The sequence below is a fragment of the Citrobacter sp. genome (assembly GCF_050252275.1).
GTDB lineage: Bacteria > Pseudomonadota > Gammaproteobacteria > Enterobacterales > Enterobacteriaceae > Citrobacter_A > Citrobacter_A amalonaticus.
Map to the genome: position 1 here is coordinate 1 of NZ_JBFWLF010000028.1, position 24,724 is coordinate 24,724.

At 53.1% G+C, this 24,724-nt stretch carries 25 protein-coding genes and 1 other annotated feature; of the genes, 12 read left to right on the top strand and 13 right to left on the bottom strand.

The genetic code is table 11. The annotated features are described in order from the left end of the window. Together ibpB and ibpA are read right to left on the bottom strand one after the other, a co-directional pair. The coding region (gene ibpB, locus AB7E14_RS04035; RefSeq protein ID WP_428169338.1) for a small heat shock chaperone IbpB at nt 1-392 on the bottom strand (392 nt) is incomplete at its 3' end. A 148-nt stretch (nt 393-540) separates the two neighbouring features. Further along, the gene (ibpA, locus tag AB7E14_RS04040) at nt 541-954 is read right to left on the bottom strand and encodes a small heat shock chaperone IbpA (protein ID WP_042998723.1); all 414 of its coding nucleotides are present in this window, start codon (nt 952-954) and stop codon (nt 541-543) included. Further along, nucleotides 948-1,022 (bottom strand) — a sequence feature (ROSE (Repression Of Heat Shock gene Expression) occurs in the 5'-region of heat shock genes and acts as an RNA thermometer to modulate expression.). It overlaps the preceding gene by 7 nt. A gap of 243 nt (nt 1,023-1,265) precedes the next feature. On the opposite strand from ibpA, the gene AB7E14_RS04045 reads away from it, so the two are divergent. After that, nucleotides 1,266-1,598, top strand: a complete 333-nt coding sequence (locus AB7E14_RS04045) for a YceK/YidQ family lipoprotein (RefSeq protein WP_042998724.1) — start codon at nt 1,266-1,268, stop codon at nt 1,596-1,598. Here the strand turns inward: AB7E14_RS04045 and AB7E14_RS04050 are convergent, their stop codons facing one another. After that, a complete protein-coding gene (locus AB7E14_RS04050; RefSeq protein WP_046401920.1) occupies nt 1,599-2,825 on the bottom strand; it encodes a DUF3748 domain-containing protein in 1,227 nt (408 codons plus the stop codon). Nucleotides 2,826-2,925: 100 nt separating this feature from the next. On the opposite strand from AB7E14_RS04050, the gene cbrA reads away from it, so the two are divergent. Further along, the gene (gene cbrA, locus AB7E14_RS04055) at nt 2,926-4,032 is read left to right on the top strand and encodes a colicin M resistance lipid reductase CbrA (protein WP_428169339.1); all 1,107 of its coding nucleotides are present in this window, start codon (nt 2,926-2,928) and stop codon (nt 4,030-4,032) included. Here the strand turns inward: cbrA and AB7E14_RS04060 are convergent. From AB7E14_RS04060 to dnaA, 10 genes are all read right to left on the bottom strand, one after another. Continuing rightward, nucleotides 4,029-5,366 (bottom strand): MFS transporter, encoded by a 1,338-nt coding sequence (locus AB7E14_RS04060; RefSeq protein WP_072031698.1) that lies wholly within the window; start codon nt 5,364-5,366, stop codon nt 4,029-4,031. The two genes, cbrA and AB7E14_RS04060, sit on opposite strands and share 4 nt — an antisense overlap. 180 nt (nt 5,367-5,546) lie before the next feature. After that, on the bottom strand, nt 5,547-6,695 hold the full coding sequence (dgoD, locus tag AB7E14_RS04065; RefSeq protein ID WP_316962872.1) for a galactonate dehydratase: 1,149 nt from the start codon (nt 6,693-6,695) through the stop codon (nt 5,547-5,549). Beyond that, on the bottom strand, nt 6,692-7,309 hold the full coding sequence (locus tag AB7E14_RS04070) for a 2-dehydro-3-deoxy-6-phosphogalactonate aldolase (RefSeq protein WP_042998728.1): 618 nt from the start codon (nt 7,307-7,309) through the stop codon (nt 6,692-6,694). Before AB7E14_RS04070 ends, dgoD begins: the two co-directional genes overlap by 4 nt. After that, a complete protein-coding gene (locus AB7E14_RS04075) occupies nt 7,293-8,171 on the bottom strand; it encodes a 2-dehydro-3-deoxygalactonokinase (RefSeq protein WP_042998729.1) in 879 nt (292 codons plus the stop codon). Before AB7E14_RS04075 ends, AB7E14_RS04070 begins: the two co-directional genes overlap by 17 nt. Further along, nucleotides 8,168-8,857 (bottom strand): D-galactonate utilization transcriptional regulator DgoR, encoded by a 690-nt coding sequence (gene dgoR, locus AB7E14_RS04080; RefSeq protein WP_042998730.1) that lies wholly within the window; start codon nt 8,855-8,857, stop codon nt 8,168-8,170. Before dgoR ends, AB7E14_RS04075 begins: the two co-directional genes overlap by 4 nt. A gap of 247 nt (nt 8,858-9,104) precedes the next feature. Continuing rightward, complete coding sequence (gene yidA / locus AB7E14_RS04085) at nt 9,105-9,917, bottom strand: sugar-phosphatase (protein ID WP_042998731.1); 813 nt, start codon at nt 9,915-9,917, stop codon at nt 9,105-9,107. A gap of 203 nt (nt 9,918-10,120) precedes the next feature. Continuing rightward, nucleotides 10,121-12,535 (bottom strand): DNA topoisomerase (ATP-hydrolyzing) subunit B, encoded by a 2,415-nt coding sequence (gyrB, locus tag AB7E14_RS04090; RefSeq protein ID WP_042998732.1) that lies wholly within the window; start codon nt 12,533-12,535, stop codon nt 10,121-10,123. Between the two features lie 28 nt (nt 12,536-12,563). After that, nucleotides 12,564-13,637 (bottom strand): DNA replication/repair protein RecF, encoded by a 1,074-nt coding sequence (gene recF / locus AB7E14_RS04095; protein ID WP_042998733.1) that lies wholly within the window; start codon nt 13,635-13,637, stop codon nt 12,564-12,566. 144 nt (nt 13,638-13,781) lie between these two features. Further along, nucleotides 13,782-14,882 carry a DNA polymerase III subunit beta gene (gene dnaN, locus AB7E14_RS04100; RefSeq protein ID WP_042998734.1) on the bottom strand — a complete coding sequence of 367 codons (1,101 nt, stop codon included), beginning with the start codon at nt 14,880-14,882 and terminating at the stop codon, nt 13,782-13,784. A gap of 4 nt (nt 14,883-14,886) precedes the next feature. Continuing rightward, a complete protein-coding gene (dnaA, locus tag AB7E14_RS04105) occupies nt 14,887-16,296 on the bottom strand; it encodes a chromosomal replication initiator protein DnaA (protein WP_316962871.1) in 1,410 nt (469 codons plus the stop codon). Between the two features lie 297 nt (nt 16,297-16,593). Here dnaA and AB7E14_RS04110 point away from each other — a divergent pair, with 297 nt between their 5' ends. From AB7E14_RS04110 to tnaB, 10 genes are all read left to right on the top strand, one after another. Beyond that, a complete protein-coding gene (locus AB7E14_RS04110) occupies nt 16,594-16,674 on the top strand; it encodes a hypothetical protein (RefSeq protein ID WP_418219737.1) in 81 nt (26 codons plus the stop codon). 227 nt (nt 16,675-16,901) lie between these two features. Further along, nucleotides 16,902-17,042 (top strand): 50S ribosomal protein L34, encoded by a 141-nt coding sequence (gene rpmH / locus AB7E14_RS04115; protein ID WP_000831330.1) that lies wholly within the window; start codon nt 16,902-16,904, stop codon nt 17,040-17,042. Nucleotides 17,043-17,058: 16 nt separating this feature from the next. Further along, nucleotides 17,059-17,418 (top strand): ribonuclease P protein component, encoded by a 360-nt coding sequence (gene rnpA, locus AB7E14_RS04120; RefSeq protein WP_080199311.1) that lies wholly within the window; start codon nt 17,059-17,061, stop codon nt 17,416-17,418. After that, complete coding sequence (gene yidD, locus AB7E14_RS04125) at nt 17,382-17,639, top strand: membrane protein insertion efficiency factor YidD (protein ID WP_001307474.1); 258 nt, start codon at nt 17,382-17,384, stop codon at nt 17,637-17,639. The genes rnpA and yidD overlap by 37 nt, the downstream gene beginning before the upstream one ends. A gap of 2 nt (nt 17,640-17,641) precedes the next feature. Next, on the top strand, nt 17,642-19,288 hold the full coding sequence (yidC, locus tag AB7E14_RS04130) for a membrane protein insertase YidC (RefSeq protein WP_042323526.1): 1,647 nt from the start codon (nt 17,642-17,644) through the stop codon (nt 19,286-19,288). Nucleotides 19,289-19,481: 193 nt separating this feature from the next. Further along, the gene (mnmE, locus tag AB7E14_RS04135) at nt 19,482-20,846 is read left to right on the top strand and encodes a tRNA uridine-5-carboxymethylaminomethyl(34) synthesis GTPase MnmE (RefSeq protein WP_046401921.1); all 1,365 of its coding nucleotides are present in this window, start codon (nt 19,482-19,484) and stop codon (nt 20,844-20,846) included. 67 nt (nt 20,847-20,913) lie between these two features. Next, nucleotides 20,914-21,843 carry a hypothetical protein gene (locus AB7E14_RS04140; RefSeq protein WP_044329029.1) on the top strand — a complete coding sequence of 310 codons (930 nt, stop codon included), beginning with the start codon at nt 20,914-20,916 and terminating at the stop codon, nt 21,841-21,843. A 144-nt stretch (nt 21,844-21,987) separates the two neighbouring features. After that, nucleotides 21,988-22,062 carry a tryptophanase leader peptide gene (tnaC, locus tag AB7E14_RS04145; RefSeq protein ID WP_099433256.1) on the top strand — a complete coding sequence of 25 codons (75 nt, stop codon included), beginning with the start codon at nt 21,988-21,990 and terminating at the stop codon, nt 22,060-22,062. 243 nt (nt 22,063-22,305) lie between these two features. Beyond that, nucleotides 22,306-23,721, top strand: coding sequence for a tryptophanase (tnaA, locus tag AB7E14_RS04150; protein ID WP_042998738.1), 1,416 nt, complete (start codon nt 22,306-22,308; stop codon nt 23,719-23,721). A gap of 110 nt (nt 23,722-23,831) precedes the next feature. Continuing rightward, nucleotides 23,832-24,724, top strand: an 893-nt coding sequence (tnaB, locus tag AB7E14_RS04155) for a low affinity tryptophan permease TnaB (protein ID WP_428169340.1), incomplete at its 3' end; no start/stop codon positions are given.

A 24,724-nucleotide genomic window follows, 5' to 3' on the forward strand; every position in this document is an offset into this window, starting at 1 on the left:
CGATGCGGAGCAACCACTACCGGGACAAGACGGCTCAAATCGATATGCAACAACCCGTTGGTAAATGTCGCACCGGACACCTCCATATTTTCAGCCAGGGTAAAGCTCAGGCTGAACGACTGGGTGACCAGCCCCTGATGCAACCATTTGGTCTCTTTTTCAGGCTGCTGCGGTGTGCCTTTTACGGTCAGGCGGGTGCCTTCCAGCTGAATTTCCAGGTCTTCCTGACGGAAACCGGCCAACGCAAGCGTAATGCGATAGTGGTTATCGTCACTTTTTTCAATGTTATAGGGTGGGAAGCTCTGGCTTTCACCGGTGTTTTGTAACGCGTTGGCCAGTTTGTCAAAACCGATCCATTGACGCAGCAGCGGGGATAAATCGTAGTTACGCATAATCATTCTCCTTCTAAGAAGCGAGTTTTCACTACACCCTGCAACGCAAGCGGTTTAGGGCATAGTCGTACCTGCAAATCCGTAGATTCGCATAGGCCCCCTGTCGGCGAGCCCGGGATAACAGGCCGCGCAACGCGGCCCGTCAGAATTAATTGATTTCGATACGGCGCGGTTTGTTCGCTTCCGGAATCACGCGCTCAAGATCGATGTACAGCAGACCATTGACCAGATTCGCGCCGCGAACATGGATGTTCTCAGCTAACTGGAACTTACGCTCAAAGTTGCGCTCCGCGATACCCTGGTAAAGGTAGGTCCGTTCTTTTTGCTCGTCCGCATGTGCGCCTTTCACCACCAGCAGGTTGTCTTGTGCGGTAATTTCCAGCTCGCTCTCGGCGAAACCGGCAACGGCGATGGCAATGCGGTAATGGTTTTCGTCTACCAGCTCAACGTTATACGGAGGGTAGCCGCCGTTACTCTGACTCTGATTGCTTTCCAGCAGGTTAAACAGGCGGTCAAAACCAATAGCAGAACGGTACAGCGGGGATAAATCAAAGTTACGCATAATCAATAGCTCCTGAAATCAGCGAGAAGTTAAATGACCTTCCATCATGGACAGGTCCGGTAGTCAGAACACCCATCAGGCGTGCTCTTCATTTGCCTACACCATCAAAATGGGTCTGAATACGCACATTTCAAGCCGTCCAGGCTGACTTTTTTTTGCAGTTTGCTGTCTATTGCATAGACTGGGTGGGGACAGCACTAATCGTTAAAGTGCGATAGCCGCCACAGTGCGATGTGATGAGGATGTTATTTCTGGCAAGGGATCGCTATAACTCATCATGCAAACACCGATGATCAACAGATGAATAAATCATGATAAGAAATGTGTTGTTAACGCTGATGATGTGCAGTGGGATGGTTTTACTGAGTGGTTGCTCCAGCGTAATGTCACATACCGGTGGTAAAGAGGGAACTTATCCTGGCACCCGCGCCAGCGCCACGATGATAGGTGACGATGAGACAAACTGGGGTACCAAATCGCTGGCGATACTGGATATGCCCTTTACGGCAGTAATGGACACGATCCTGTTACCGTGGGATCTGTTCCGTAAAGACAATTCAGTCAGATCGCGTGTCGAAAGAAGCGAGGAGAGAACACGGATAACCAACTCCGTGATCCCTCCGGCGAAAATGCCCGCCCCCTGATTACCGTCCGGTTTCTGTCATCCACAGTTGACGGAAACCGTCTACATCTTCCATCCACGCCACAAACTGACCATCAGGCGAGAAAACCACAGCATCCCCAGAAGGCGGAGTGCCGTGATTCTGCGTTAAAAACGTGATCTCTCCGCTGCGCGCATCACAGCAGGCAATGCGGTTATCTACCACACATCCCAGCCATTTCCCTGACGGATGCCAGTTAAACGCGGACTGAATCCCGGTAGCGTGATGGGTCAACTGGCGGGGCTCCCCGCCCTGTGGCGAAATCAACCACAGTTGCACGATACCAGCCTCATCGCGCATCAGGAACGCAATCTCCGTCGCCTGCGGATTACTGCGCACCCAATGACGCGGAACCGTTGCCAGCCCAGGGAAACGATGTGCATGGGTGAACGTCAGGCGGCGCTGTGTCACTCCGCGCGGCGGTGCGGGCAGCGAAGAATCCGTACCTTCCAGCGAGGCATCACCTGGCGTTTTCCAGTCCGCCTCCGTCTGCGGGAGTTCAACCAGAAACAGCTCCGGTACTTTCTCGCCCTTTTCAGACATTGTGTCGCCGATAAACGCCAGCGCATGATTTCCCACCCAGCCCTCTTCGTAGGCGCGAGAGATCTCATCGCTGCCCGGCGTGGGTTCGGGCGTCGTCTGGCTGACCAGCACGCACCAGTGGCTGCCGCTGTATTCTCTTGGATGCTGCGCCGACACCGTCACCGGCCCATAAGGCAGTGCGACGCCCACGTTGCGTAAATCCAGCGCCAGATCGCGTTCATGCATAACATGATCGTTGTAGGTAAAGCTGACAAACTCACCGTTCGGGCTGAAAACATGAACATGGCTGCCGCCGCGCAGTGCACCCGGCGTGTACGGTGAAGTGATATCCATCGCGTCCAGATTCGTCACCTGTCCCTGTTCGACAATCACGCCGCGACGATGATGAAAGTCATAGTGCCACGTCGCATCCGGGTTTTCAGGTCCATGAATAAATACATATTTCTCCGCCTGCGGATGCACTGTTACCACACCGACATGCGCCCCCTGCGTCGCGCGATAAATCACCTCCTGCTCACCGGTATGGACATTCACCCGCTCAATGGTTTCGCCGGTAAAAGACGCCCCTGACGGGCGGACATCAAACACCAGCCAACGGCTGTCCGCCGTCCAGGTCCGGGTATTGGTAAGCTGATGATTACGCGGCGTAAAGGTGATTTGCTTCATGGAATGCTCAGGTCAGGGACAATTTCATCAATCATACTTCACAAGGACTTCACTTTCAGGCATTAGCGTAGTGCCATCTTCATTTTTTGCGGACAAAAAGATGGAACATTTCGACGTAGCGATTATCGGTCTCGGCCCGGCCGGCGCAACGCTGGCGCGTAAATTGAGCGGTAAAATGCGCGTGCTTGCGCTGGATAAAAAACGTCACTGCGGCAATGAAGGGTTCACCAAACCCTGCGGCGGTTTACTGGCACCGGATGCACAGCGTTCGTTTATTCGCGACGGCATTACGCTGCCGGTGGACGTCATCGCCAATCCGCAAATTTTCAGCGTTAAAACGGTGGATGTCGACACCTCACTGACGCGTAACTACCAGCGCAGCTATATCAACATCAACCGTCATGCCTTTGATTTATGGATGAAATCGCTGATCCCGGATGAGGTACAGGTGTATCACGACAGCCTGTGTCGAAAAATCTGGCGAGAAGAGGGGAAGTGGCACGTGATTTTTCGCGCCGACGGTTGGGAGCAACAGATTACCGCCCGCTATCTGGTGGGGGCCGACGGAGCAAATTCGCTGGTACGTCGCTATCTTTATCCGGAACATCAGATTCGCAAATATGTCGCCATCCAACAGTGGTTCGCAGAAAGTCATCCGGTCCCGTTTTATTCCTGCATTTTCGATAACGCTGTGACGGACTGTTACTCCTGGAGTATCAGCAAAGACGGCTATTTCATCTTTGGCGGCGCTTATCCCATGAAAGACGGCCAGGCACGCTTTGACGCGCTAAAAGAGAAAATGGCAGCCTTTCAGTTCCGCTTCGGCGAACCGGTGAAAAGCGAGAAATGTACTGTACTCTTTCCGTCACGCTGGGCAGATTTCGTCTGCGGTGAAGATAACGCATTTCTGATTGGCGAGGCCGCCGGGTTCATCAGCGCCAGTTCACTGGAGGGGATTAGCTACGCCCTGGATAGCGCGGAGATCCCCAAGGCTGTTCTGCTGCTGGATGCGCCGGAGAGGAACCGCGCGTACCGGAAGGCCACCCGCCAACTGCGCATTAAACTGTATGGCAAGATCCTGAAGAGTCGTTGTTTGACTGCGCCCGTATTGAGAAGCGCGATTATGCGAAGCGGCATCGCGCATATCCCGCTAAGCCAGGATGACCAGCCCACCACAACGTCTGGCGGGCTGGTAAAGGAGTATTAACCTACGCGTTTTACATCACCCACAAGCAGGATGTAAGAGAGCGCGCCAATCAGGGCAACGGCTGAGATATAAACCAGCGCGGGACCAAAGCCATAGTCCTGCGCAAGGTAACCAATCACCAGCGGAACAGTAATCCCGCCCAGCCCACCAACAAAGTTAAAAACGCCACCGGTCAGGCCGATGAGGCGCATCGGCGCCAGCGAAGAGACCAGTGACCAGGTGATGGAAGCAAAGCCGTTACCGAAGAACGCCACCGCCATCAGGGTCATAATCCACACCGGATCGTTGGTGTAGTTTGCACCCATGATGCAGGTGGAGATTAACAGACCACAAATAATCGGCGTTTTACGCGCCACACCCAGCGAAAAGCCTTTTTTCACCAGCTTATCCGCCAGCCATCCGGAAAGCAGTACGCCAAAGAACGCCGCGAGGAACGGTACGGTGGTCATAAAACCCGCCTTCAGCGCGGTAATGCCTTTTTCCTGAGTCAGGTAGTTCGGGAACCACGTCAGGAAGAACCACAGCGTTGAGGTGACGGCAAACTGGCCCAGATAAACGCCCACCAGCTTACGGTGGAACACCAGTTTCCAGTCCGCTTTGGTCAACGGCTGACGCGCCTCTTTCTTAACGGGTGCATCACCATCCACCAGGCCGCCGCCGTCGCGAATATAGTCCAGTTCCGCTTTGGTGATACTTTTGGTCAGACGAGGCGGTTGATACACTTTAAACCAGACCAGCGACCAGATAATGCCGATCCCCCCGGTGACAATGAACACCCAGTGCCAGCTCAGCATCTCCTGGATCCAGATCAACAGCGGGGTCAGGAACGCCAGGCCGACAAACTGTCCGGAGGTATAAAAACCGACGGCGGAGGCACGTTCATGCTCGGGGAACCAACTCGTCACCATGCGGTTGTTGGTGGGGAACGCCGGGGCTTCGAATATCCCGGTAATGGCGCGCAGGCCAATTAACGACATCAACCCCGTGGCGAAGCCCTGGAAGAGGGTTGCCACCGACCAGCCAAATATCGCAATAAAGTAGGTCAGACGGGAACCGACGCGGTCAAGGAACCAGCCGCCCGGGATCTGGCATAGGGTGTACAACCAGGCAAAAGCCGAGAAGACATAGCCCATTTCCGCTTTCGTAATACCAAACTCTTCCTGAATATGCGCCGACGCCACCGCAAGGTTGGCGCGGTCGACATAACAGATGACCACGGTAATAAAGATCATAATCAGCGTCAGGTAACGGCGACGCCCGGTTTTTGCAGCAGTAACTGGAATATCCATCGCAATCTGTCTCCAGATTTTGGGCATAGCGAAGCCGCTCACCATGCCCTGTAATTTACAGAGGGTGTATTTGGTTTTTTTAATTAAAAACGTAAACAGAATGCGCTAAATAATTCGTGCTGGGGGAAGGCGGCTAGTTTTCGCATCCCCGGGAGCATACAAAAGTATGTGACCGGGGTAAGAAAACGCAGCCAACGCACCACCAGCGCGAAGTATGACGCGCATTTACCACTCGGCGACCGAACAATCCTCATGACGCCACAGCGGATTACGCCAGTCCGGCGCATTTTTGCTTAGCTCAATGACTTTGGCTTCATCAATATCCACGCCAAGGCCCGGCTTCATTAATGGTTTAAAGAACCCGCCTTCCATGTTGAAATCGTCTTTGTTTTTCACAAAGTCGAGCAGTTCCGCGCCCTTGTTATAGTGAATCCCCATGCTCTGTTCCTGGAACACGGCATTACGTGAAACAAAGTCGACATGCAGACACGCTGCCAGCGCAATCGGTCCCAGCGGACAGTGCGGGGCCAGCGCCACATCATAAGCTTCCGCCATTGCGGCAATTTTGTAACACTCGGTAATACCACCCGCATGTGACAGGTCCGGCTGCAAAATCGCCAGCCCGCCCGCTTCCAGCACCCGTTTAAACTCGAAGCGCGAGAACATACGTTCACCCGCCGCGATCGGAATATGGGTCTGTTCCGCCAGTTTCGGGTAGTACTCTGCCTGTTCCGCCAGCACCGGCTCTTCAATAAACAGCGGGCGATAAGGCTCCAGCTCTTTAATCAGCACTTTCGCCATCGGCGCGCTGACGCGTCCGTGGAAATCCAGACCAAACTCAATTTCATTGCCAAAGGCTTCGCGGATTTGCGCCACGGTGTTGACCGCGCGATCGACCGCCCGTGAATTATCAATCACGCCCATCTCTTCGCAGCCGTTGAGCTTGAAGGTGTCAAAGCCGATATTCCGCAATTGCTTAATGCCGTCGATCACTTCCGCAGGACGATCGCCGCCAACCCAGCTGTAGGCTTTGATTTTGTCGCGTACCAGGCCGCCCATCAGTTGCCAGACCGGCGCGTTCAGCACTTTACCTTTGATATCCCACAATGCCTGGTCGATGCCAGCGATGGCGCTCATCAGTATCGGGCCGCCGCGGTAGAAACCTGCGCGATACATTACCTGCCACAGGTCATTAATGCGCGCCGGGTCCTGACCAATCAGGTAATCGCCCAGTTCATGCACCGCCGCTTCGACGGTACGGGCGCGGCCTTCAATCACCGGCTCGCCCCAGCCAACAACGCCTTCGTCGGTTTCAATTTTCAGGAACATCCAACGTGGAGGTAAACGGTACGTGGTGAGTTTGGTTATTTTCATTTCACTGCCTCTCGATATGCCTTAACAAATGCTGCCGCCTGCTGCGCGGTGCGCGCTACGGACTGCCCGGCGCGATACAGATCGCTGCCCAGTCCCGCACCCACACACCCGGCTTTCATCCACTGCGCCAGGTTGTCTGGCGTTACGCCGCCCACGGCAAAGACCGGTACACTGGCGGGTAATACCGCTTTCAGCGCTTTGATGTAATCCGGTCCAAAGGCCGATGACGGGAAAATTTTCAGCGCCTGCGCGCCAGCATCCAACGCGGTAAAGGCTTCTGTGGCGGTGGCGCATCCCGGACAGACCGTCATGCCGTAACCCACCGCACGGCGAATGACCTCCGCATTGATATTTGGCGTCACAATGAGCCGACAGCCCATCTTCGCCAGGCGATCCACCTGCTCCGGTTGTAATACCGTTCCGGCACCGATCAGCGCGTTATCACCAAACGCATCCACCACGGCCGGAATGCTCTTTTCCCACTCGGGGGAGTTAAGCGGGATCTCCACCGCGTCAAATCCGGCGTCGATCACTGCGCCAACGTGCTCAAGCGCCTCCTCGGGGGTAATGCCGCGCAAAATCGCAATAAGCGGAAGATTAGTTTGCCACTGCATGGGCGATGCTCCTTATACCTGCCTGAAATGCCGTATCGCCGGGGACCGCGGAAACGTCACGCCCCATGGCGTGGAACGCCTGCTGATAGCGTGATGTCAGCGATGCGCCTGCGACAATCGTGATGGCCTGCTCGTGCGCGATGAAATCACGCATGCTGGCGACCTCTGCGCCAATCAACAGGCCAGAGAGAAACTCACTGACCTGCTCGCGCGGGAGATTTCCCAGCACGTGCGAGGCACGAACCTCAAAAAGTTGTGGCAAAACGGCAGGGGAGTCGATCCCGCGCGCAAGCCCGGCGGCAAAGGCGTCTGAAGAGGTTTGCTGTTCCGGCAAACCAGCGCCCACCAGCGAGTGTTGCAGGAGCAAATGGTGTAGTTCACCGGTCATCACGGTACGAAAATCGTGAATTTGCTCTGCGTCAGCCTGCACCCATTTGCAGTGCGTCCCCGGCATGACATAGACAGAAGAAGGAGAAAGCGTGCGTGCGCCGAGCAGTTGTGTCTCTTCGCCGCGCATCACATTGTGGTTATCGTCGCGCGAAACACACAAGCCAGGAATAATCCAGACATTGTCGCCAACGGGCGTTAACTGCTCACCAATGGCAGCGAAAGAGGCAGGAACCGGCAGATACGGGGCAATCTTCCAGCCCACGTTGCTACCGACCATTCCGGCCATGACCACCGGTGTGGCGCTGTCGCGCCAGTTTTGTGTGACTTCTGCTAACACCGCCTCGGGGGATTTACCGTTCAGACGCGTAACGCCTGCTTCTGATTGCCTGCTTTCCAGGCATTTGTCGCCCTGGTAAAGCCAGGCGCGCAAATTGGTCGATCCCCAGTCAATTGCGATGTAGCGAGCTGTCATGTAATTTCCTTCAACCTTCGTGTCGAGCTGGCGATCATGGTCAGGGCCGCCTGCTCTGCCGCATTGCTATCCTGATGCCGTATCGCATCGAATAGCGCCTTATGTTCCTGGAGCGTTTTTGGCATGTTGGCTTCATCGCCCATCCAGGTCCGTTCAAATACCGCCCGCTGAAGCGAAGTGATTGCCACGCTCAGCTGTTGCAAAACCGGGTTATGCACTGACTGCAATACCGCCTCGTGATAGCGGATATCCGCTTCATTAAAGGCCTCCCGATCCTGATTGTTGGCGATCATGTCATTGAGCGCCGATTCAATTTCAGCTAAATCACTCGAGGTCGCGCGTTCCGCTGCCCAGCGGGCAATCGCGGGCTCCACCAGATTTCGGACCTCGCTCATCGCACTGATGAGCCGCGGGTCGTAATCGTTTTCCAGTACCCATTGCAACACGTCGGTATCGAGGTAATTCCACTGATTCCGCGATGTGACAAAGGCACCGCGATAACGCTTCATTTCAATCAGCCGCTTTGCCATTAGCGAGCGGAACACTTCGCGAATGATATTGCGTGAGGTTTCAAACTCCTCACACAGCTCCGCTTCCGCAGGGAGTGCGGCACCCGGTACGTATTTACCGCTGACAATCTGTTTGCCCAGCGTGATCACGATGCGATCGGTTTTATTGAGAGTCATGGAGAGTCCTTATGCTCTGGATGGTCCTCTCTACTTTACCGTTATCGCTGAAATTCGCCTCACTTTTGTAGTACTAACGTGATGCTATACAGTGTTGTGATGCGTTCAATGTAGTACAACACAGATATGTTGTACTACAATTTAGATCACAAAAACGACAATCGGTAATGAAAATGTTATGAGGAGTAAACGGCGGGGGTAAAAAAACCCGCGATCAACGCGGGTCATGGCAAACCATCCAGAGGGATTACTTCAGGACGTGCTGCTCAATGGCATACGCAACGCCATCTTCCAGATTTGATTTGGTAACAAAGTTGGCGATCTCTTTCACCAGGGGAATGGCGTTATCCATCGCTACCCCAAGCCCGGCATACTCGATCATCGCGATGTCATTTTCCTGATCGCCAATCGCCATAATTTCTTCCGGTTTGATGCCCAGCGCATCAGCCAGTGATTTCACACCAGTGCCTTTATTGACGCGTTTATCGAGGATTTCGAGGAAGTACGGCGCACTTTTCAGCACGGTATATTTCTCTTTCACTTCTGCCGGAATACGGGCGATGGCCTGATCGAGGATCGCGGGCTCATCAATCATCATCACTTTCAGGAACTGGGTTTGCGGATCCATCTTTTCCGCTTCGCAGAACACCAGTGGAATGGTCGCGACATAGGATTCATGTACGGTGTAATAGCTGATATCACGGTTTGCGGTATACAGCGTGGTACGGTCCAGCGCGTGGAAGTGCGAGCCGACCTCGCGGGAGAGTTTTTCCAGATAGCGGTAATCGTCATAGCTCAGCGCGGTTTGTGCGACAGTGCTACCATCGCCCGCTTTCTGCACCAGCGCACCGTTATAGGTAATGCAGTAGTCGCCGGGTTGTTCCATATGCAGCTCTTTCAGATAGCTGTGTACACCCGCATACGGACGACCGGTGGTCAGTACCACGTTTACCCCTTTTTCACGGGCTGCGGCAATCGCACGTTTAACCGCCGGTGAAATGGTGTGATCGGGTAACAGAAGGGTGCCATCCATATCGATAGCAATGAGTTTGATAGCCATGAATTCCCCGCATTCAATGAGTCCTGACTCATGCTAACGCGATTCCGCTCAAAAAACAGCAGCGAAAAGGGGGATAAGAAGGGGAATCACGATTCCCCTTTTGACGATCAATTGTAGGCCTGATAAGCAACGCGCCATCAGGCATCACGCAGGATCTTGCCGGATGGCGGCGTAAAACCGCCTTATCCGGCCTATAGCAGGGATTAGATATCGATATTTGCCGCTTTCAGGGCGTTCTCTTCGATAAACGCACGACGTGGTTCTACGGCGTCGCCCATCAGCGTGGTGAACAACTGGTCAGCAGCAATCGCATCCTTCACGGTAACGCGTAACATGCGACGGCTTTCCGGATCCATGGTGGTTTCCCACAGCTGATCCGGGTTCATCTCACCCAGACCTTTATAACGCTGAATGGCCAGACCACGACGTGACTCTTTCACCAGCCAGTCCAGCGCCTGTTCGAAGCTGGCAACCGGTTGACGACGTTCACCGCGTTCGATGAAGGCATCTTCTTCCATCAGGCCGCGCAGTTTTTCACCCAGCGTGCAGATACGGCGGTATTCCGCCCCCGTTACAAACTCGTGATCCAGCGCGTAGTCGGTGTCCACACCGTGGGTACGCACACGCACGATCGGTTCAAACAGATTCTGTTCCGTATTGTGCTGGATATCGAATTTCCACTGGCTACCGTGCTGCTCTTTCTCGTTCAGCTCGGTAATTAACGCGTTCACCCAACGGGTCACGGTCTGCTCGTCTGAAAGATTGTCTTCAGTCAGCGTCGGCTGATACACCAGCTCTTTCAGCATTGCTTTCGGGAAGCGACGCTCCATACGACCAATCATTTTCTGCGTGGCGTTGTACTCAGAAACCAGTTTTTCTAACGCTTCACCAGACAGCGCCGGTGCGCTGGCGTTGGTGTGCAGCGTTGCACCGTCCAGCGCGATGGAGATCTGGTACTGGTCCATCGCCTCATCGTCTTTAATGTACTGTTCCTGCTTGCCTTTCTTCACTTTATACAGCGGCGGCTGGGCAATGTAGACGTGGCCACGCTCAACAATTTCTGGCATCTGACGATAGAAGAAGGTCAACAGCAGCGTACGAATATGCGAGCCGTCGACGTCCGCATCGGTCATGATAATGATGCTGTGATAGCGCAGTTTGTCCGGGTTGTACTCGTCACGACCGATACCGCAACCGAGCGCGGTGATGAGCGTCGCCACTTCCTGCGAAGAGAGCATCTTGTCGAAGCGCGCTTTCTCTACGTTGAGGATTTTACCCTTCAGCGGCAGAATCGCCTGGTTCTTACGGTTACGCCCCTGTTTTGCAGAGCCGCCCGCGGAGTCCCCTTCCACAAGGTACAGTTCGGACAGCGCCGGGTCGCGTTCCTGACAGTCCGCCAGTTTGCCCGGCAGACCCGCCAGATCCAGCGCCCCTTTACGACGCGTCATTTCACGCGCACGGCGGGCTGCTTCACGGGCACGGGCCGCATCAATAATTTTGCCAACCACGATTTTGGCGTCGGACGGGTTTTCCAGCAGGTATTCGCTCAGCAGTTCGTTCATCTGCTGTTCAACCGCCGATTTCACCTCAGAAGAAACCAGTTTATCTTTGGTCTGAGAGGAGAACTTCGGATCCGGCACTTTCACGGAAACCACAGCAATCAGGCCTTCACGGGCATCATCACCGGTGGCGCTGACTTTCGCTTTTTTGCTGTAGCCTTCTTTGTCCATGTAGGCGTTCAGGGTACGGGTCATCGCCGCACGGAAACCTGCCAGGTGCGTACCGCCGTCACGCTGCGGAATGTTGTTGGTAAAGCAATAGATGTTTTCCTGGAAGCCGTCGTTCCATTGCAGTGCAACTTCCACGCCGATACCGTCTTTTTCGGTGGAGAAATAGAAGATATTCGGGTGGATCGGCGTTTTGTTCTTGTTCAGATACTCAACGAACGCCCTGATGCCGCCTTCATAGTGGAAGTGGTCTTCTTTACCATCGCGCTTGTCTTTCAGGCGAATAGAGACGCCAGAGTTCAGGAATGACAGCTCGCGCAGACGCTTCGCCAGAATCTCGTATTCGAACTCCGTGACGTTAGTGAAGGTTTCGTGGCTCGGCCAGAAACGCACCATCGTACCGGTTTTATCGGTATCGCCAGTGACCGCCAGCGGAGCCTGCGGGACGCCGTGCTCGTAGATCTGACGATGAATTTTGTTATCGCGCTGGATAACCAGTTCCAGTTTTTGCGACAGGGCGTTCACCACGGAAACGCCTACGCCGTGCAGGCCGCCGGAGACTTTATAGGAGTTATCGTCGAATTTACCGCCTGCGTGCAGAACGGTCATGATCACTTCCGCCGCCGATACGCCTTCTTCCGGGTGAATACCGGTCGGGATGCCGCGTCCATCATCCTGTACGGAGACAGAGTTGTCGGCATGGATGGTGACAATAATGTCTTTACAGTGACCCGCGAGCGCTTCGTCGATAGCGTTATCTACCACCTCGAATACCATGTGGTGCAGACCGGTGCCGTCATCCGTATCGCCGATATACATACCCGGGCGCTTACGCACCGCATCCAGTCCTTTCAGGACTTTGATACTGGAGGAGTCATAAGAATTCGACATCAACGTTTCTCGCTCATTTAAACTTGGGTTAATCCGTTATTTTACCCTTTTCCACGGTGAACATCTTCGAATTTTTGTCCGACATGTCCAGAACGTGTTCAGCGCTGATTGCGCTGACAAAGACCTGTGATTGTGTCGCTTTTAATCGACTGGCTAACAGTCCGCGACGCGCATCATCAAGCTCTGAGGCAAAATCATCTATCAGGTAGAGACACCGCCGCCCGCTTTCACGGGTGAGGAACTCCCCTTGCGCCAGACGTAAGGCGCACATTAGCAGCTTTAACTGCCCACGCGACAAGGTATCTTCTACCGGCGCACCGTCGGCGCGAATGCGGAAATCCGCTTTATGCGGGCCGTGCGCGGTGTAAGTCAACATGCGGTCGCGTTCAAAACCACGTTCCAGCACCTCGGCATAATCAGTCTCTTTCTCCCAGCCGCGCTGAAAAGAGAAGGAGAGAGAAAATTCAGGAAGAAACTGCTGGCAAGTATCCGCCATATCCTGTGCGATACCGGCGCTGTACTCCGCGCGCCAGGTGCTGATTTGTTCCGCCAGCGGGATCAGTTCTTTATCCCACGGACGCAGTTGCTCGTAACGACTCACCTGGCGCAGCGCCGCATTGCGCTGCTTGAGCAGACGCTTCAGGTTGCTCCAGGCGGTGAAGAATCCAGCTTCATTGTGAAAGCATCCCCAATCGAGGAACGCTCTTCTGTATTTGGGGCCGCCGTTGAGTAAAGTAAACCCCTCAGGGGTGATCAGTTGCATCGGCATCAACAGCGCCAGCTCCGCCACCTTGTGGCCGTCAGTGCCGTCGATACGCACTTTACTGTCACCCAGCTTATCTTTGGTTAACCCAATCGAGGTTTCCCGCTCATTCCCCTGCAATCGCCCATGAAGAACAAACGACTCCTGCTCGTGACGAATGACGCGACCAATCTGCAAACTGCGAAACGCCCGGCCGTGGCCGAGCGTATAGATGGCTTCCAGAACGCTGGTTTTACCGCTGCCGTTCGCGCCAACCAGGAAGTTAAAGCCGGGGGATAACGCGAGATCCGCATTTTCAATATTGCGGAAATCTTTGATTAAGAGTCGGGATAGCGACATATTTCAGAGCATCATCCAGGGGGCGTGAGTCGCAGCCAGTTCGTTTACCGCCAGCGCACAGAAAGCGGAGCGTACACGAAGTACGTGAGCATTTCGAGCACTGCCGGGAAACGAAATGGCAAGTAAACCAGCCCCTTTCAGATTCTACAATCTCATTGGCATAACAACGTAAGCCGCACTTTGCGACGCCGCATCTTCAATTTGTACGCTCGACACGGAGTCAGTCAGCATGATGCGCACGTTTTCACACTTCAGCGCATTCAGGACATCTAATACGTAGCTGACGTTAAAGCCGATCTCCATTTCAGTCCCCGGGTAGGTGACATCCAGAATCTCTTCGGCTTCTTCCTGTTCCGGGTTGTTCGCCGTGATTTTGAGCTGATTTTCACTCACATACAGACGCACGCCGCGGAACTTCTCGTTCGACAGGATCGCCGCGCGGGCAAAAGCCTGCTTGAGGATATCGCAGCCGGCTTCCAGATGTTTATCCGGATTCTTCGGCAGTACGCGACGGTAATCCGGGAAACGGCCGTCCACCAGCTTAGACGTAAAGATAAAGTCGCCAACGTGTGCGCGGATGTTGTTGCTGCCAATCTGCACGCGCAGCGGGTTATCGCCGCCGTCGAGCATACGCATCAGTTCAATCACACCTTTACGCGGCACGATCACCGAATGGTTGGGCAGCGACTGACCAACAGGCATAGAGCAAACCGCCAGACGGTGACCATCAGTTGCCACGGTACGCAACTCTTCACCTTCGGTCTCAAACAGCATGCCGTTTAAGTAGTAACGCACGTCCTGATGCGCCATGGAGAACTGCGTGGCTTCAATCAGACGCTTCATCGTCGCCTGCGGCAGGGTGAATTCTACCTCGCTCTGCCAGTCATCCAGATTCGGGAAGTCGGCGGCAGGCAGCGTGGACAGCGAAAAACGACTGCGGCCCGAACGTACCAGCATGCGATCGCCTTCCAGCTGGACGGCGATTTCCGCCCCTTCCGGTAGGCCACGGCAGATATCAAAGAACTTCCGCGCCGGGACCGTCGTGGCGCCAGGCTCATGCGGCTGAATCAACGCAACGCGGGCCACCATTTCCATTTCAAGATCGGTACCCGTCAGCGAAAGCGCACCGTCAGCCACCTGCAGCAACAGGTTGCCAAGAATAGGCAGCGTAGGACGACCACCCAGCGGGCCGCTGACCTGCTGAAGCGGCTTTAATAAATGTTCACGTTCAACGGTAAATTTCATAGCGTCACGAAGATAATGTTCTGATTAAGTTTGAGAAATCTTCTTTAATATCATGGCTTTCTTCACGCAACTGCTCAATCTTACGGCAGGCATGAAGCACCGTAGTGTGGTCGCGGCCACCAAACGCATCGCCAATTTCCGGCAAGCTGTGGTTGGTGAGCTCTTTCGCCAACGCCATGGCCATCTGACGCGGACGCGCTACCGAGCGAGAACGACGCTTGGAAAGCAAATCCGCAATTTTAATTTTGTAATACTCCGCCACCGTCTTCTGAATATTGTCGATGGTGACCAGTTTTTCCTGTAACGCCAGCAGATCGCGCAGCGCTTCGCGAACGAAGTCGATGGTAATCGCCCGACCGGTAAAGTTGGCGTTGGCAATCACACGGTTCAGTGCCCCTTCCAGCTCACGCACGTTAGAGCGTAGACGCTTGGCAATAAAGAAGGCCACTTCACCCGGCAGACGAATATCATTTTCGTCGGCCTTTTTCATCAGGATCGCCACGCGCGTTTCCAGTTCTGGCGGTTCGATCGCCACCGTCAACCCCCAGCCGAAGCGGGATTTCAGACGATCCTCAACGCCGTTGATCTCTTTTGGATAACGATCCGAAGTCAAAATGATCTGCTGATTACCTTCAAGAAGGGCGTTAAAGGTGTGGAAAAATTCTTCCTGAGATCGTTCTTTATTAGCGAAGAACTGGATGTCATCGATGAGGAGGGCGTCGACGGAACGATAATAGCGTTTAAACTCTTCGATCGCGTTGTTTTGCAGGGCTTTTACCATATCCTGTACAAAGCGTTCGGAGTGCATATACACCACTTTGGCATTAGGTTTGCGCGCCATAATGCCGTTTCCCACCGCGTGCAACAGGTGGGTTTTACCCAGACCGGTGCCGCCATAAAGGAACAGCGGGTTATAGGCGCCACCAGGATTGTCTGCCACCTGACGCGCCGCCGCGCGAGCCAACTGGTTGGATTTACCTTCAACGAAGTTATCAAACGTGTGTTTGACGTTAACGTTAGAGCGATAGGTGGGTTCTGCCGGCGCAGGCACATTGTCCCAGCCAGGACGCGCCGCGACAGGCGACGCGCGCTGCGGCTGAACCTGGTGCGCCACCTGAGCCGGTGCGGCGACGTTGTTGTTCACGGGCGCCTTCAGCGTCTGGGTGACGGGCTTCGTCCCGACCTCAAAACGCAGTTGCGGGGCATCTGCGCCGCAGAAATTATTCAGCAGCCCATTGATATTGTTAAGGTACTTGTCTCTTACCCAATCGAGCACAAAACGGTTTGGCGCATACAAAGCCAGCGTGTTATCGCTCAGTTCCGCCTGCAAAGGGCGTATCCACATACTGAATTCTGTGGCTGGTAACTCATCCTGCAATCGGGCAAGACACTGCTGCCAAAGCGAAAGTGACACGGCGGACTCCACTCGAACAAAAGTCGATAAATGACAAAGGCTGAAACATTCATGATTGTTGACGCACGTCGGCTAGACCCTATGCAAAGGGTGACGTGCGAATTGCTATCTGCAATTTTAATCCGATCAGGATCCTTTGAAACGATCGGGACCGCGGATCATAGCGTAAACTGCGCAAGAGATCTTCTGTTTCTCACAGATTCTTCCCGATTTATCCACAGGCCTTCACAGGACCGGATAAGTGTAAACGATCCTGGAGAAGTGCTGCACGATTTCGCCCGCATATTGGAAAAATTAATGAGTAAAGACGCTATACTGCTAAAACGATCTCATAAAGATCCCGAGCGATCCTTGCGCTTTGTTCATCAGCCCGTATAATCTTTCCCCCGTCGCGCGATGCCCGTAACACGGTGTCAACGCTGCCTGTTTTTCACGCGAAAACGTGCGGAAATACGCGGGAAATAAGGAAAGAGAATTGACTCCGGAGTGTACAATTATTACAATCCGGCCTCTTTAATCACCCACGCTGAGGCGTTAGTCGTTCGAAACTCGTTCGGGTATACGCAAAAGTCAGTGAATTTATTCAAGTTTAGGTAGAAATCGCCATGAAACGCACTTTTCAACCGTCTGTACTGAAGCGCAACCGTTCTCACGGCTTCCGTGCTCGTATGGCTACTAAAAATGGTCGTCAGGTTCTGGCACGTCGTCGTGCTAAAGGCCGCGCTCGTCTGACCGTTTCCAAGTAATAAAGCTAACCCCTGAGTGGTTAAGCTCGCATTTCCCAGGGAGTTACGTTTGTTAACTCCCGCTCATTTCACTTTCGTCTTCCAGCAGCCACAACGGGCTGGCACGCCGCAAATCACCATCCTCGGCCGCCTGAATTCGCTGGGGCATCCCCGTATCGGTCTTACTGTCGCCAAGAAAAACGTTCGACGCGCGCATGAACGCAATCGGATTAAACGTCTGACGCGTGAAAGCTTTCGTCTGCGTCAACACGAATTGCCAGCAATGGACTTCGTAGTGGTGGCGAAAAAAGGGGTTGCCGACCTCGATAACCGTGCTCTCTCGGAAGCGTTGGAAAAATTATGGCGCCGCCATTGTCGCCTGGCTCACGGGTCCTGATAGCCCTTATTCGGGTCTATCAACGCCTGATCAGTCCGCTGCTTGGGCCGCATTGCCGTTTCACTCCAACGTGTTCAAGCTACGGAATTGAGGCATTGCGCAGGTTTGGAGTGATAAAAGGCAGTTGGTTGACGGTGAAACGCGTATTAAAATGCCACCCTTTACACCCTGGTGGTGACGATCCCGTCCCGCCCGGACCATTTGATACCAGAGAACACTAACGATGGATTCGCAACGCAATCTTTTAGTCATCGCTTTGCTGTTCGTGTCTTTCATGATCTGGCAAGCCTGGGAGCAGGATAAAAATCCGCAACCTCAGACCCAACAGACCACGCAGACAACGACCACCGCAGCGGGTAGCGCCGCCGACCAGGGCGTACCGGCCAGTGGCCAGGGGAAACTGATTACGGTTAAGACTGACGTGCTTGATCTGACCATTAACACCCGTGGTGGTGATGTGGAACAGGCCCTGCTGCCAGCTTACCCGAAAGAACTCGGTTCCAGCGAACCGTTCCAACTGCTGGAAACCACGCCGCAGTTTATCTATCAGGCTCAGAGCGGTCTGACAGGTCGTGACGGCCCGGATAACCCGGCTAACGGCCCACGTCCGCTGTACAACGTCGAAAAAGACGCCTTTGTACTGGCTGATGGTCAGAACGAACTGCAGATCCCGATGACCTATACGGATGCCGCGGGTAACACCTTTACCAAAACGTTTGTCCTCAAACGTGGCGACTATGCGGTTAACGTTAACTACAGCGTGCAGAACGCCAGCGAGAAACCGCTGGAGATCTCCACCTTTGGTCAGCTGAAGCAATCCATCAATCTGCCGTCTCATCGCGACACCGGAAGCAGCAACTTCGCGCTGCATACTTTCCGTGGCGCTGCGTACTCCACGCCAGATGAGAAGTATGAAAAATACAAATTCGACACCATCGCGGATAACGAAAACCTGAACGTCAATGCGAAAGACGGTTGGGTGGCGATGCTGCAACAGTATTTTGCCACGGCATGGGTGCCACGTAACGACGGTACCAACAACTTCTATACCGCGAACCTGGGTAACGGCATTGCCGCTATCGGCTATAAATCTCAGCCGGTACTGGTTCAGCCGGGTCAGTCTGGCGCGATGACCAGCACCCTGTGGGTTGGCCCGGAAATTCAGGACAAAATGGCGGCCGTTGCACCGCACCTGGATCTGACCGTGGATTACGGTTGGTTGTGGTTCATCTCTCAGCCGCTGTTCAAACTGCTGAAATGGATCCATAGCTTTGTCGGTAACTGGGGCTTCTCCATTATCATCATCACCTTTATCGTTCGTGGCATCATGTACCCGCTGACTAAAGCGCAGTACACCTCCATGGCGAAGATGCGTATGCTGCAGCCGAAGATTCAGGCAATGCGTGAGCGTCTGGGCGATGACAAACAGCGTCAGAGCCAGGAAATGATGGCCCTGTACAAAGCTGAGAAGGTTAACCCGCTGGGCGGCTGCTTCCCGCTGATCATCCAGATGCCTATCTTCCTGGCGTTGTACTACATGCTGATGGGCTCCGTGGAACTGCGTCATGCGCCGTTCGCCCTGTGGATCCATGACTTGTCTGCACAGGACCCGTACTACATCCTGCCGATCCTGATGGGCGTAACGATGTTCTTCATCCAGAAGATGTCGCCGACCACCGTGACCGACCCGATGCAGCAGAAGATCATGACCTTTATGCCGGTCATCTTTACCGTGTTCTTCCTGTGGTTCCCGTCAGGTCTGGTGCTGTACTATATCGTCAGCAACCTGGTGACCATCATCCAGCAGCAACTGATTTACCGTGGTCTGGAGAAGCGTGGTCTGCATAGCCGCGAGAAGAAAAAGTCCTGATACTCTTCATTCTTCAAGCCGCAGGCGCGTTGGCTGCATTTGCTTGCCCCAGTCACTTACTTCAGTAAGCTCCTGGGGCTCACAAACTTGCCGCCTTCCTGCAACGTGAATTATTTCGAGTATTCACGGTAAAGTTAATGCCAGAGAAGGCGGTCATTAGACCGCCTTTTTTACATTTACGAAGAGACATATCATGAGCCATAACGACACTATCGTCGCCCAGGCAACCCCACCGGGACGCGGTGGTGTGGGTATTCTGCGCATCTCCGGCCTGAAGGCGCGTGAGGTGGCCGAAGCTGTTCTGGGCAAGCTGCCCAAACCCCGTTACGCCGACTATCTGCCGTTTAAAGATGCCGACGGTACCGCGCTGGACCAGGGGATCGCCCTGTGGTTTCCCGGCCCGAACTCGTTTACGGGGGAGGATGTGCTGGAACTTCAGGGACACGGCGGCCCGGTCATTCTCGACCTGCTGTTAAAACGCGTCCTGACGCTGCCTGGCCTACGTATTGCCCGCCCCGGCGAGTTCTCTGAGCGCGCGTTTCTCAACGATAAACTCGACTTAGCCCAGGCCGAAGCGATTGCCGACCTGATTGATGCCAGTTCTGAGCAGGCGGCTCGTTCAGCGTTAAACTCATTGCAGGGGGCGTTTTCCACCCGCGTAAACCATCTGGTGGAAGCACTCACTCACCTGCGCATCTACGTAGAAGCGGCCATCGACTTTCCGGATGAAGAGATCGACTTCCTGTCCGATGGCAAAATTGAAGCGCAATTGAATGGCGTGATTGCCGATCTCAATGCCGTTCGCGCTGAAGCGCGTCAGGGCAGCCTGCTGCGTGAAGGGATGAAGGTGGTCATTGCCGGACGCCCTAACGCCGGTAAATCAAGCCTCCTGAATGCGCTGGCGGGCCGTGAGGCGGCCATTGTCACCGACATCGCCGGTACCACGCGCGATGTGCTGCGTGAGCATATCCATATCGATGGTATGCCGCTGCACATTATCGATACCGCTGGTCTGCGTGAGGCTAGCGACGAAGTGGAGCGTATCGGTATCGAACGGGCCTGGCAGGAAATTGAGCAAGCGGATCGGGTGCTGTTTATGGTCGATGGCACCACCACGGATGCCGTTGACCCGGCTGACATCTGGCCGGACTTTATCGCCCGTTTACCGTCAAAACTGCCCATTACCGTGGTACGAAACAAAGCGGATATCACTGGCGAACCGCTGGGCATCAGCGAGGTGAATGGTCACTCACTGGTTCGTCTTTCGGCGCGCACCGGTGAAGGCGTGGACGTACTGCGCAACCATCTCAAGCAGAGCATGGGTTTTGATACCAACATGGAAGGGGGCTTCCTGGCCCGTCGTCGTCACTTACAGGCGCTAGCCGACGCCGCTGAGCATCTCCAGCAGGGCAAGGCCCAACTGTTAGGTGCGTGGGCCGGTGAGCTACTGGCTGAAGAACTCCGTCTGGCGCAGCAAAGCTTAAGCGAGATCACCGGTGAGTTTACCTCCGACGATCTGCTGGGAAGAATTTTCTCCAGCTTCTGTATCGGTAAGTAATCCCGTAGCCCGGAATTAACTGACGGTTAATTCCGGGCATTATCGTTTTATAAGAGGGTCTCTTTTTATGGAACATAAACGTTTACTTGACTGTAGTGCTTCTGATTTCGGGGGCATGGACAAAACGGCGCTGCTGTATGCAATCCGCGCCAGTGAAGGCCGCGTCCTGGTCAGTGAAACCATCGCCATTACCCAACCTCTGCTCAATAACGTCACTAATGCCGAACTTGCCGCGTCGCAGGGGGCGGACATTCTGCTGATCAACATGTTCGATAGCGAAGCACCGCTAATCCAGGGAATGCCTGCCGGTACTGCACCGGATCAGACGTTGCATGAACTGCAACGTCTGACCGGACGCATCATAGGCGTCAACCTTGAGGCCGTCGATCCTGAATTTGCCAGTGCGCATGATGACATCTGGAAGATGAAACCAGGCCGTGCCGCAACCGCAGAGAATGCTCGCAAACTGGTAGAAATGGGAGCGAAGATCCTGGTACTGACGGGAAATCCCAACAACGGCGTTAGCAATCTCGCTCTGGGAAAAGCGGTGAAAACGATCCGTGAGGCCGTTGGCGACAAGGCCATTATCATCACCGGTAAAATGCACGGCGCAGGGATTGTGCGGGAAAGCGGCAGCGCGATTATCAGTGAAAGTGACGTCGCCGCCTTTGCCGGACAGGGCGCAGATATCGTGCTTATTCCGGCACCAGGAACAGTACCGGGTATGAGCCAGCAAAAAGTAGAGTCGCTGATCGCGTGTGCACACGCGCACGGTGCGCTGGCAATGACGGCAATCGGCACCTCTCAGGAGGGCGCAGACGTCAGTACAATTCGCCAGATAGCCCTGATGAGTAAAATGGCAGGGGCGGATCTCCATCATATTGGCGATACTGGCTATATGGGAATGGCGTTGCCGGAAAATATACTGGCCTACAGCGTGGCGATTCGTGGCGTCAGACATACTTATACACGTATTGCCCGTTCGGTAAATCGCTAGCGGAATATTGTATTTTCTTGAATGATCCTTAATTAATTAAATGTTAATTTAACTGTGATTTTTATCACAGTTAAATTATTCTCTCATAGACAAATATTTTCATTGCCATAATGTAGCACTGTGTCTACAGAGGATAACTCAATCATGATTATCTTACATGCATACATCATTTCAAAATGGTTTAATGTTGACAATAAAATTGTCAATCATCACCCTTAAATTTCCCTGCCTTTATTTTGCCAGAACATAGGCTATTCGTAGTCTGTTCATTTGGCACATCTCAAACATAGCTCAATTTCTCATTGTGGTTGCATATCGCAACGCCACGTATGCCTGTTCGTTTTTTAAAACGAAAATACAGTCATGGCTGGAATAAATGAGAGATGAATTATGCCGGGTATATTTATACCCGCATGCAGACGTATTGAGTCAATACAGTGAAATAAATTAAAGGATTATGTCATGGATAACTTTAAACATTTACCAGAACCCTTCCGTATTCGTGTTATTGAACCGGTAAAACGTACAACGAGAGAACATCGGAATAACGCAATTATTAAATCCGGGATGAACCCTTTCCTGCTGGATAGTGAAGATGTCTTTATTGATCTGCTGACCGACAGCGGTACTGGCGCAGTGACACAGAATATGCAAGCAGCCATGCTACGTGGGGATGAAGCCTACAGCGGCAGCCGCAGCTATTATGCGCTATCTGAAGCAGTGAAAAACATTTTTGGTTATCAATATACTATTCCAACGCACCAGGGCCGCGGTGCAGAACAAATTTATATTCCGGTACTGATCAAAAAACGTGAGCAGGAAAAAGGGTTAGACAGAAGTAAGATGGCGGTTTTCTCCAACTACTTCTTCGATACGACCCAGGGGCACAGCCAAATCAACGGCTGCGCCGTGCGTAACGTGTACATCAAAGAGGCATTTGATACTGGTGTTCGTTATGACTTTAAGGGAAATTTCGATCTCGATGGATTAGAGCGCGGCATTCAGGAAGTCGGCCCCAACAACGTTCCGTATATTGTGGCGACCATTACCAGTAACTCTGCAGGCGGGCAACCGGTTTCATTAGCCAACCTGAAGGCCATGTATAATATCGCTAAAAAATATGACATTCCGGTAGTCATGGACTCCGCGCGCTTTGCCGAGAATGCGTATTTTATCCAGAAACGCGAAGCAGAATACCGGGACTGGAGCATCGAAGAAATTACCCGCGAGACTTACAAATATGCCGATATGTTGGCAATGTCCGCGAAAAAAGATGCGATGGTGCCAATGGGCGGCTTACTGTGCATTAAAGACGACACCTATTTTGACGTCTATACCGAATGCAGAACTCTGTGCGTCGTACAGGAAGGCTTCCCGACATACGGTGGTCTGGAAGGCGGCGCAATGGAGCGCCTTGCGGTGGGTCTGGTGGATGGTATGAACCAGGACTGGCTGGCCTATCGTATCGCGCAAGTGCAATATTTAGTCGATGGCCTCGAGGCGATTGGCGTCACTTGCCAACAAGCTGGCGGCCACGCGGCCTTTGTCGATGCGGGTAAATTATTGCCGCACATTCCGGCAGAACAGTTCCCGGCTCAGGCTCTCGCTTGCGAACTCTATAAAGTGGCCGGTATCCGCGCCGTTGAGATTGGTTCATTCTTATTAGGCAGAGATCCTAAAACTGGTAAGCAATTACCTTGCCCGGCCGAGCTTCTGCGTCTAACCATCCCAAGAGCAACGTATACGCAATCTCATATGGACTTCATTATTGAAGCCTTTGAACACGTCAAAGAAAACGCGATGAATATTAAAGGGTTGACCTTCACCTACGAACCGAAAGTATTACGTCACTTCACCGCTAAACTGAAAGAAGTTTAATTATAAGCATCAGGGGGGTTATACGATGTAACCCCCCAGCGATAAATCCACTTCCTTTATATTGTTGCATAATTAAAACCTTATAGGTTCACTATAATTAATGAGGCATCATGGAAGAAAATTCGAATGCTAAACACTCCTCCTTTTGGGGGATTATGGTCATAGCCGGTACGGTGATTGGTGGGGGGATGTTTGCTCTCCCCGTTGATTTGTCCGGCGCGTGGTTTTTTTGGGGGGCGTTTATTTTAATAATCGCCTGGTTTTCAATGATGCATTCCGGACTCCTGTTATTAGAGGCAAATTTAAATTACCCCGTTGGATCCAGTTTTAATACCATTACTAAAGATCTTATTGGCAACAAATGGAACATTGTGAGTGGATTTACCGTTGCCTTTGTTCTCTACATTCTCACGTATGCCTATATTTCCGCTAATGGCGCCATCATTAGCGAAACGATCTCCATGAATATGGGATATCGCGTTAACCCCCGAATTGTCGGAATCTGTACTGCCATTTTTGTCGCCAGTGTGTTGTGGATCAGTTCACTGGCAGCAAGTCGAATTACCTCCCTGTTCCTTGGGATTAAAATCATCTCTTTTATTATCGTTTTTGGGTCATTCTTCTTCCAGGTCGATTTTTCTATACTGCGGGATACGGCAGGCCAGGCTCAAAACAACGTCTCTTACTTCCCCTATATTTTTATGGCATTACCGGTATGCCTGGCTTCATTTGGCTTTCACGGAAACATTCCCAGTCTGATCATCTGCTATGGCAAAAGAAAAGATAAATTAATTAAAAGCATTGTCTTTGGTTCTTTGCTGGCGCTGGTGATTTATCTGTTCTGGTTGTATTGCACCATGGGTAACATTACACGGGAAAGCTTCAGTGAGATCATTGCGTCGGGCGGTAATGTTGATTCATTAGTAAAATCATTTCTCGGCACCAGGCAAACCGGAATCATCGAATTTTGTCTGCTGGTTTTTTCAAACCTGGCCGTCGCCAG

What these genes read in the sequence shown, in the direction of transcription:
- ibpA (WP_042998723.1), bottom strand. Translation starts at nt 954, where the DNA reads ATGCGTAACTTTGATTTATCCCCGCTGTACCGTTCTGCTATTGGTTTT.
- AB7E14_RS04045 (WP_042998724.1), top strand. Translation starts at nt 1,266, where the DNA reads ATGATAAGAAATGTGTTGTTAACGCTGATGATGTGCAGTGGGATGGTT.
- AB7E14_RS04050 (WP_046401920.1), bottom strand. Translation starts at nt 2,825, where the DNA reads ATGAAGCAAATCACCTTTACGCCGCGTAATCATCAGCTTACCAATACC.
- cbrA (WP_428169339.1), top strand. Translation starts at nt 2,926, where the DNA reads ATGGAACATTTCGACGTAGCGATTATCGGTCTCGGCCCGGCCGGCGCA.
- AB7E14_RS04060 (WP_072031698.1), bottom strand. Translation starts at nt 5,366, where the DNA reads ATGGTGAGCGGCTTCGCTATGCCCAAAATCTGGAGACAGATTGCGATG.
- dgoD (WP_316962872.1), bottom strand. Translation starts at nt 6,695, where the DNA reads ATGAAAATAACCAAACTCACCACGTACCGTTTACCTCCACGTTGGATG.
- AB7E14_RS04070 (WP_042998728.1), bottom strand. Translation starts at nt 7,309, where the DNA reads ATGCAGTGGCAAACTAATCTTCCGCTTATTGCGATTTTGCGCGGCATT.
- AB7E14_RS04075 (WP_042998729.1), bottom strand. Translation starts at nt 8,171, where the DNA reads ATGACAGCTCGCTACATCGCAATTGACTGGGGATCGACCAATTTGCGC.
- dgoR (WP_042998730.1), bottom strand. Translation starts at nt 8,857, where the DNA reads ATGACTCTCAATAAAACCGATCGCATCGTGATCACGCTGGGCAAACAG.
- yidA (WP_042998731.1), bottom strand. Translation starts at nt 9,917, where the DNA reads ATGGCTATCAAACTCATTGCTATCGATATGGATGGCACCCTTCTGTTA.
- gyrB (WP_042998732.1), bottom strand. Translation starts at nt 12,535, where the DNA reads ATGTCGAATTCTTATGACTCCTCCAGTATCAAAGTCCTGAAAGGACTG.
- recF (WP_042998733.1), bottom strand. Translation starts at nt 13,637, where the DNA reads ATGTCGCTATCCCGACTCTTAATCAAAGATTTCCGCAATATTGAAAAT.
- dnaN (WP_042998734.1), bottom strand. Translation starts at nt 14,882, where the DNA reads ATGAAATTTACCGTTGAACGTGAACATTTATTAAAGCCGCTTCAGCAG.
- AB7E14_RS04110 (WP_418219737.1), top strand. Translation starts at nt 16,594, where the DNA reads ATGAGTAAAGACGCTATACTGCTAAAACGATCTCATAAAGATCCCGAG.
- rpmH (WP_000831330.1), top strand. Translation starts at nt 16,902, where the DNA reads ATGAAACGCACTTTTCAACCGTCTGTACTGAAGCGCAACCGTTCTCAC.
- yidD (WP_001307474.1), top strand. Translation starts at nt 17,382, where the DNA reads ATGGCGCCGCCATTGTCGCCTGGCTCACGGGTCCTGATAGCCCTTATT.
- yidC (WP_042323526.1), top strand. Translation starts at nt 17,642, where the DNA reads ATGGATTCGCAACGCAATCTTTTAGTCATCGCTTTGCTGTTCGTGTCT.
- mnmE (WP_046401921.1), top strand. Translation starts at nt 19,482, where the DNA reads ATGAGCCATAACGACACTATCGTCGCCCAGGCAACCCCACCGGGACGC.
- AB7E14_RS04140 (WP_044329029.1), top strand. Translation starts at nt 20,914, where the DNA reads ATGGAACATAAACGTTTACTTGACTGTAGTGCTTCTGATTTCGGGGGC.
- tnaA (WP_042998738.1), top strand. Translation starts at nt 22,306, where the DNA reads ATGGATAACTTTAAACATTTACCAGAACCCTTCCGTATTCGTGTTATT.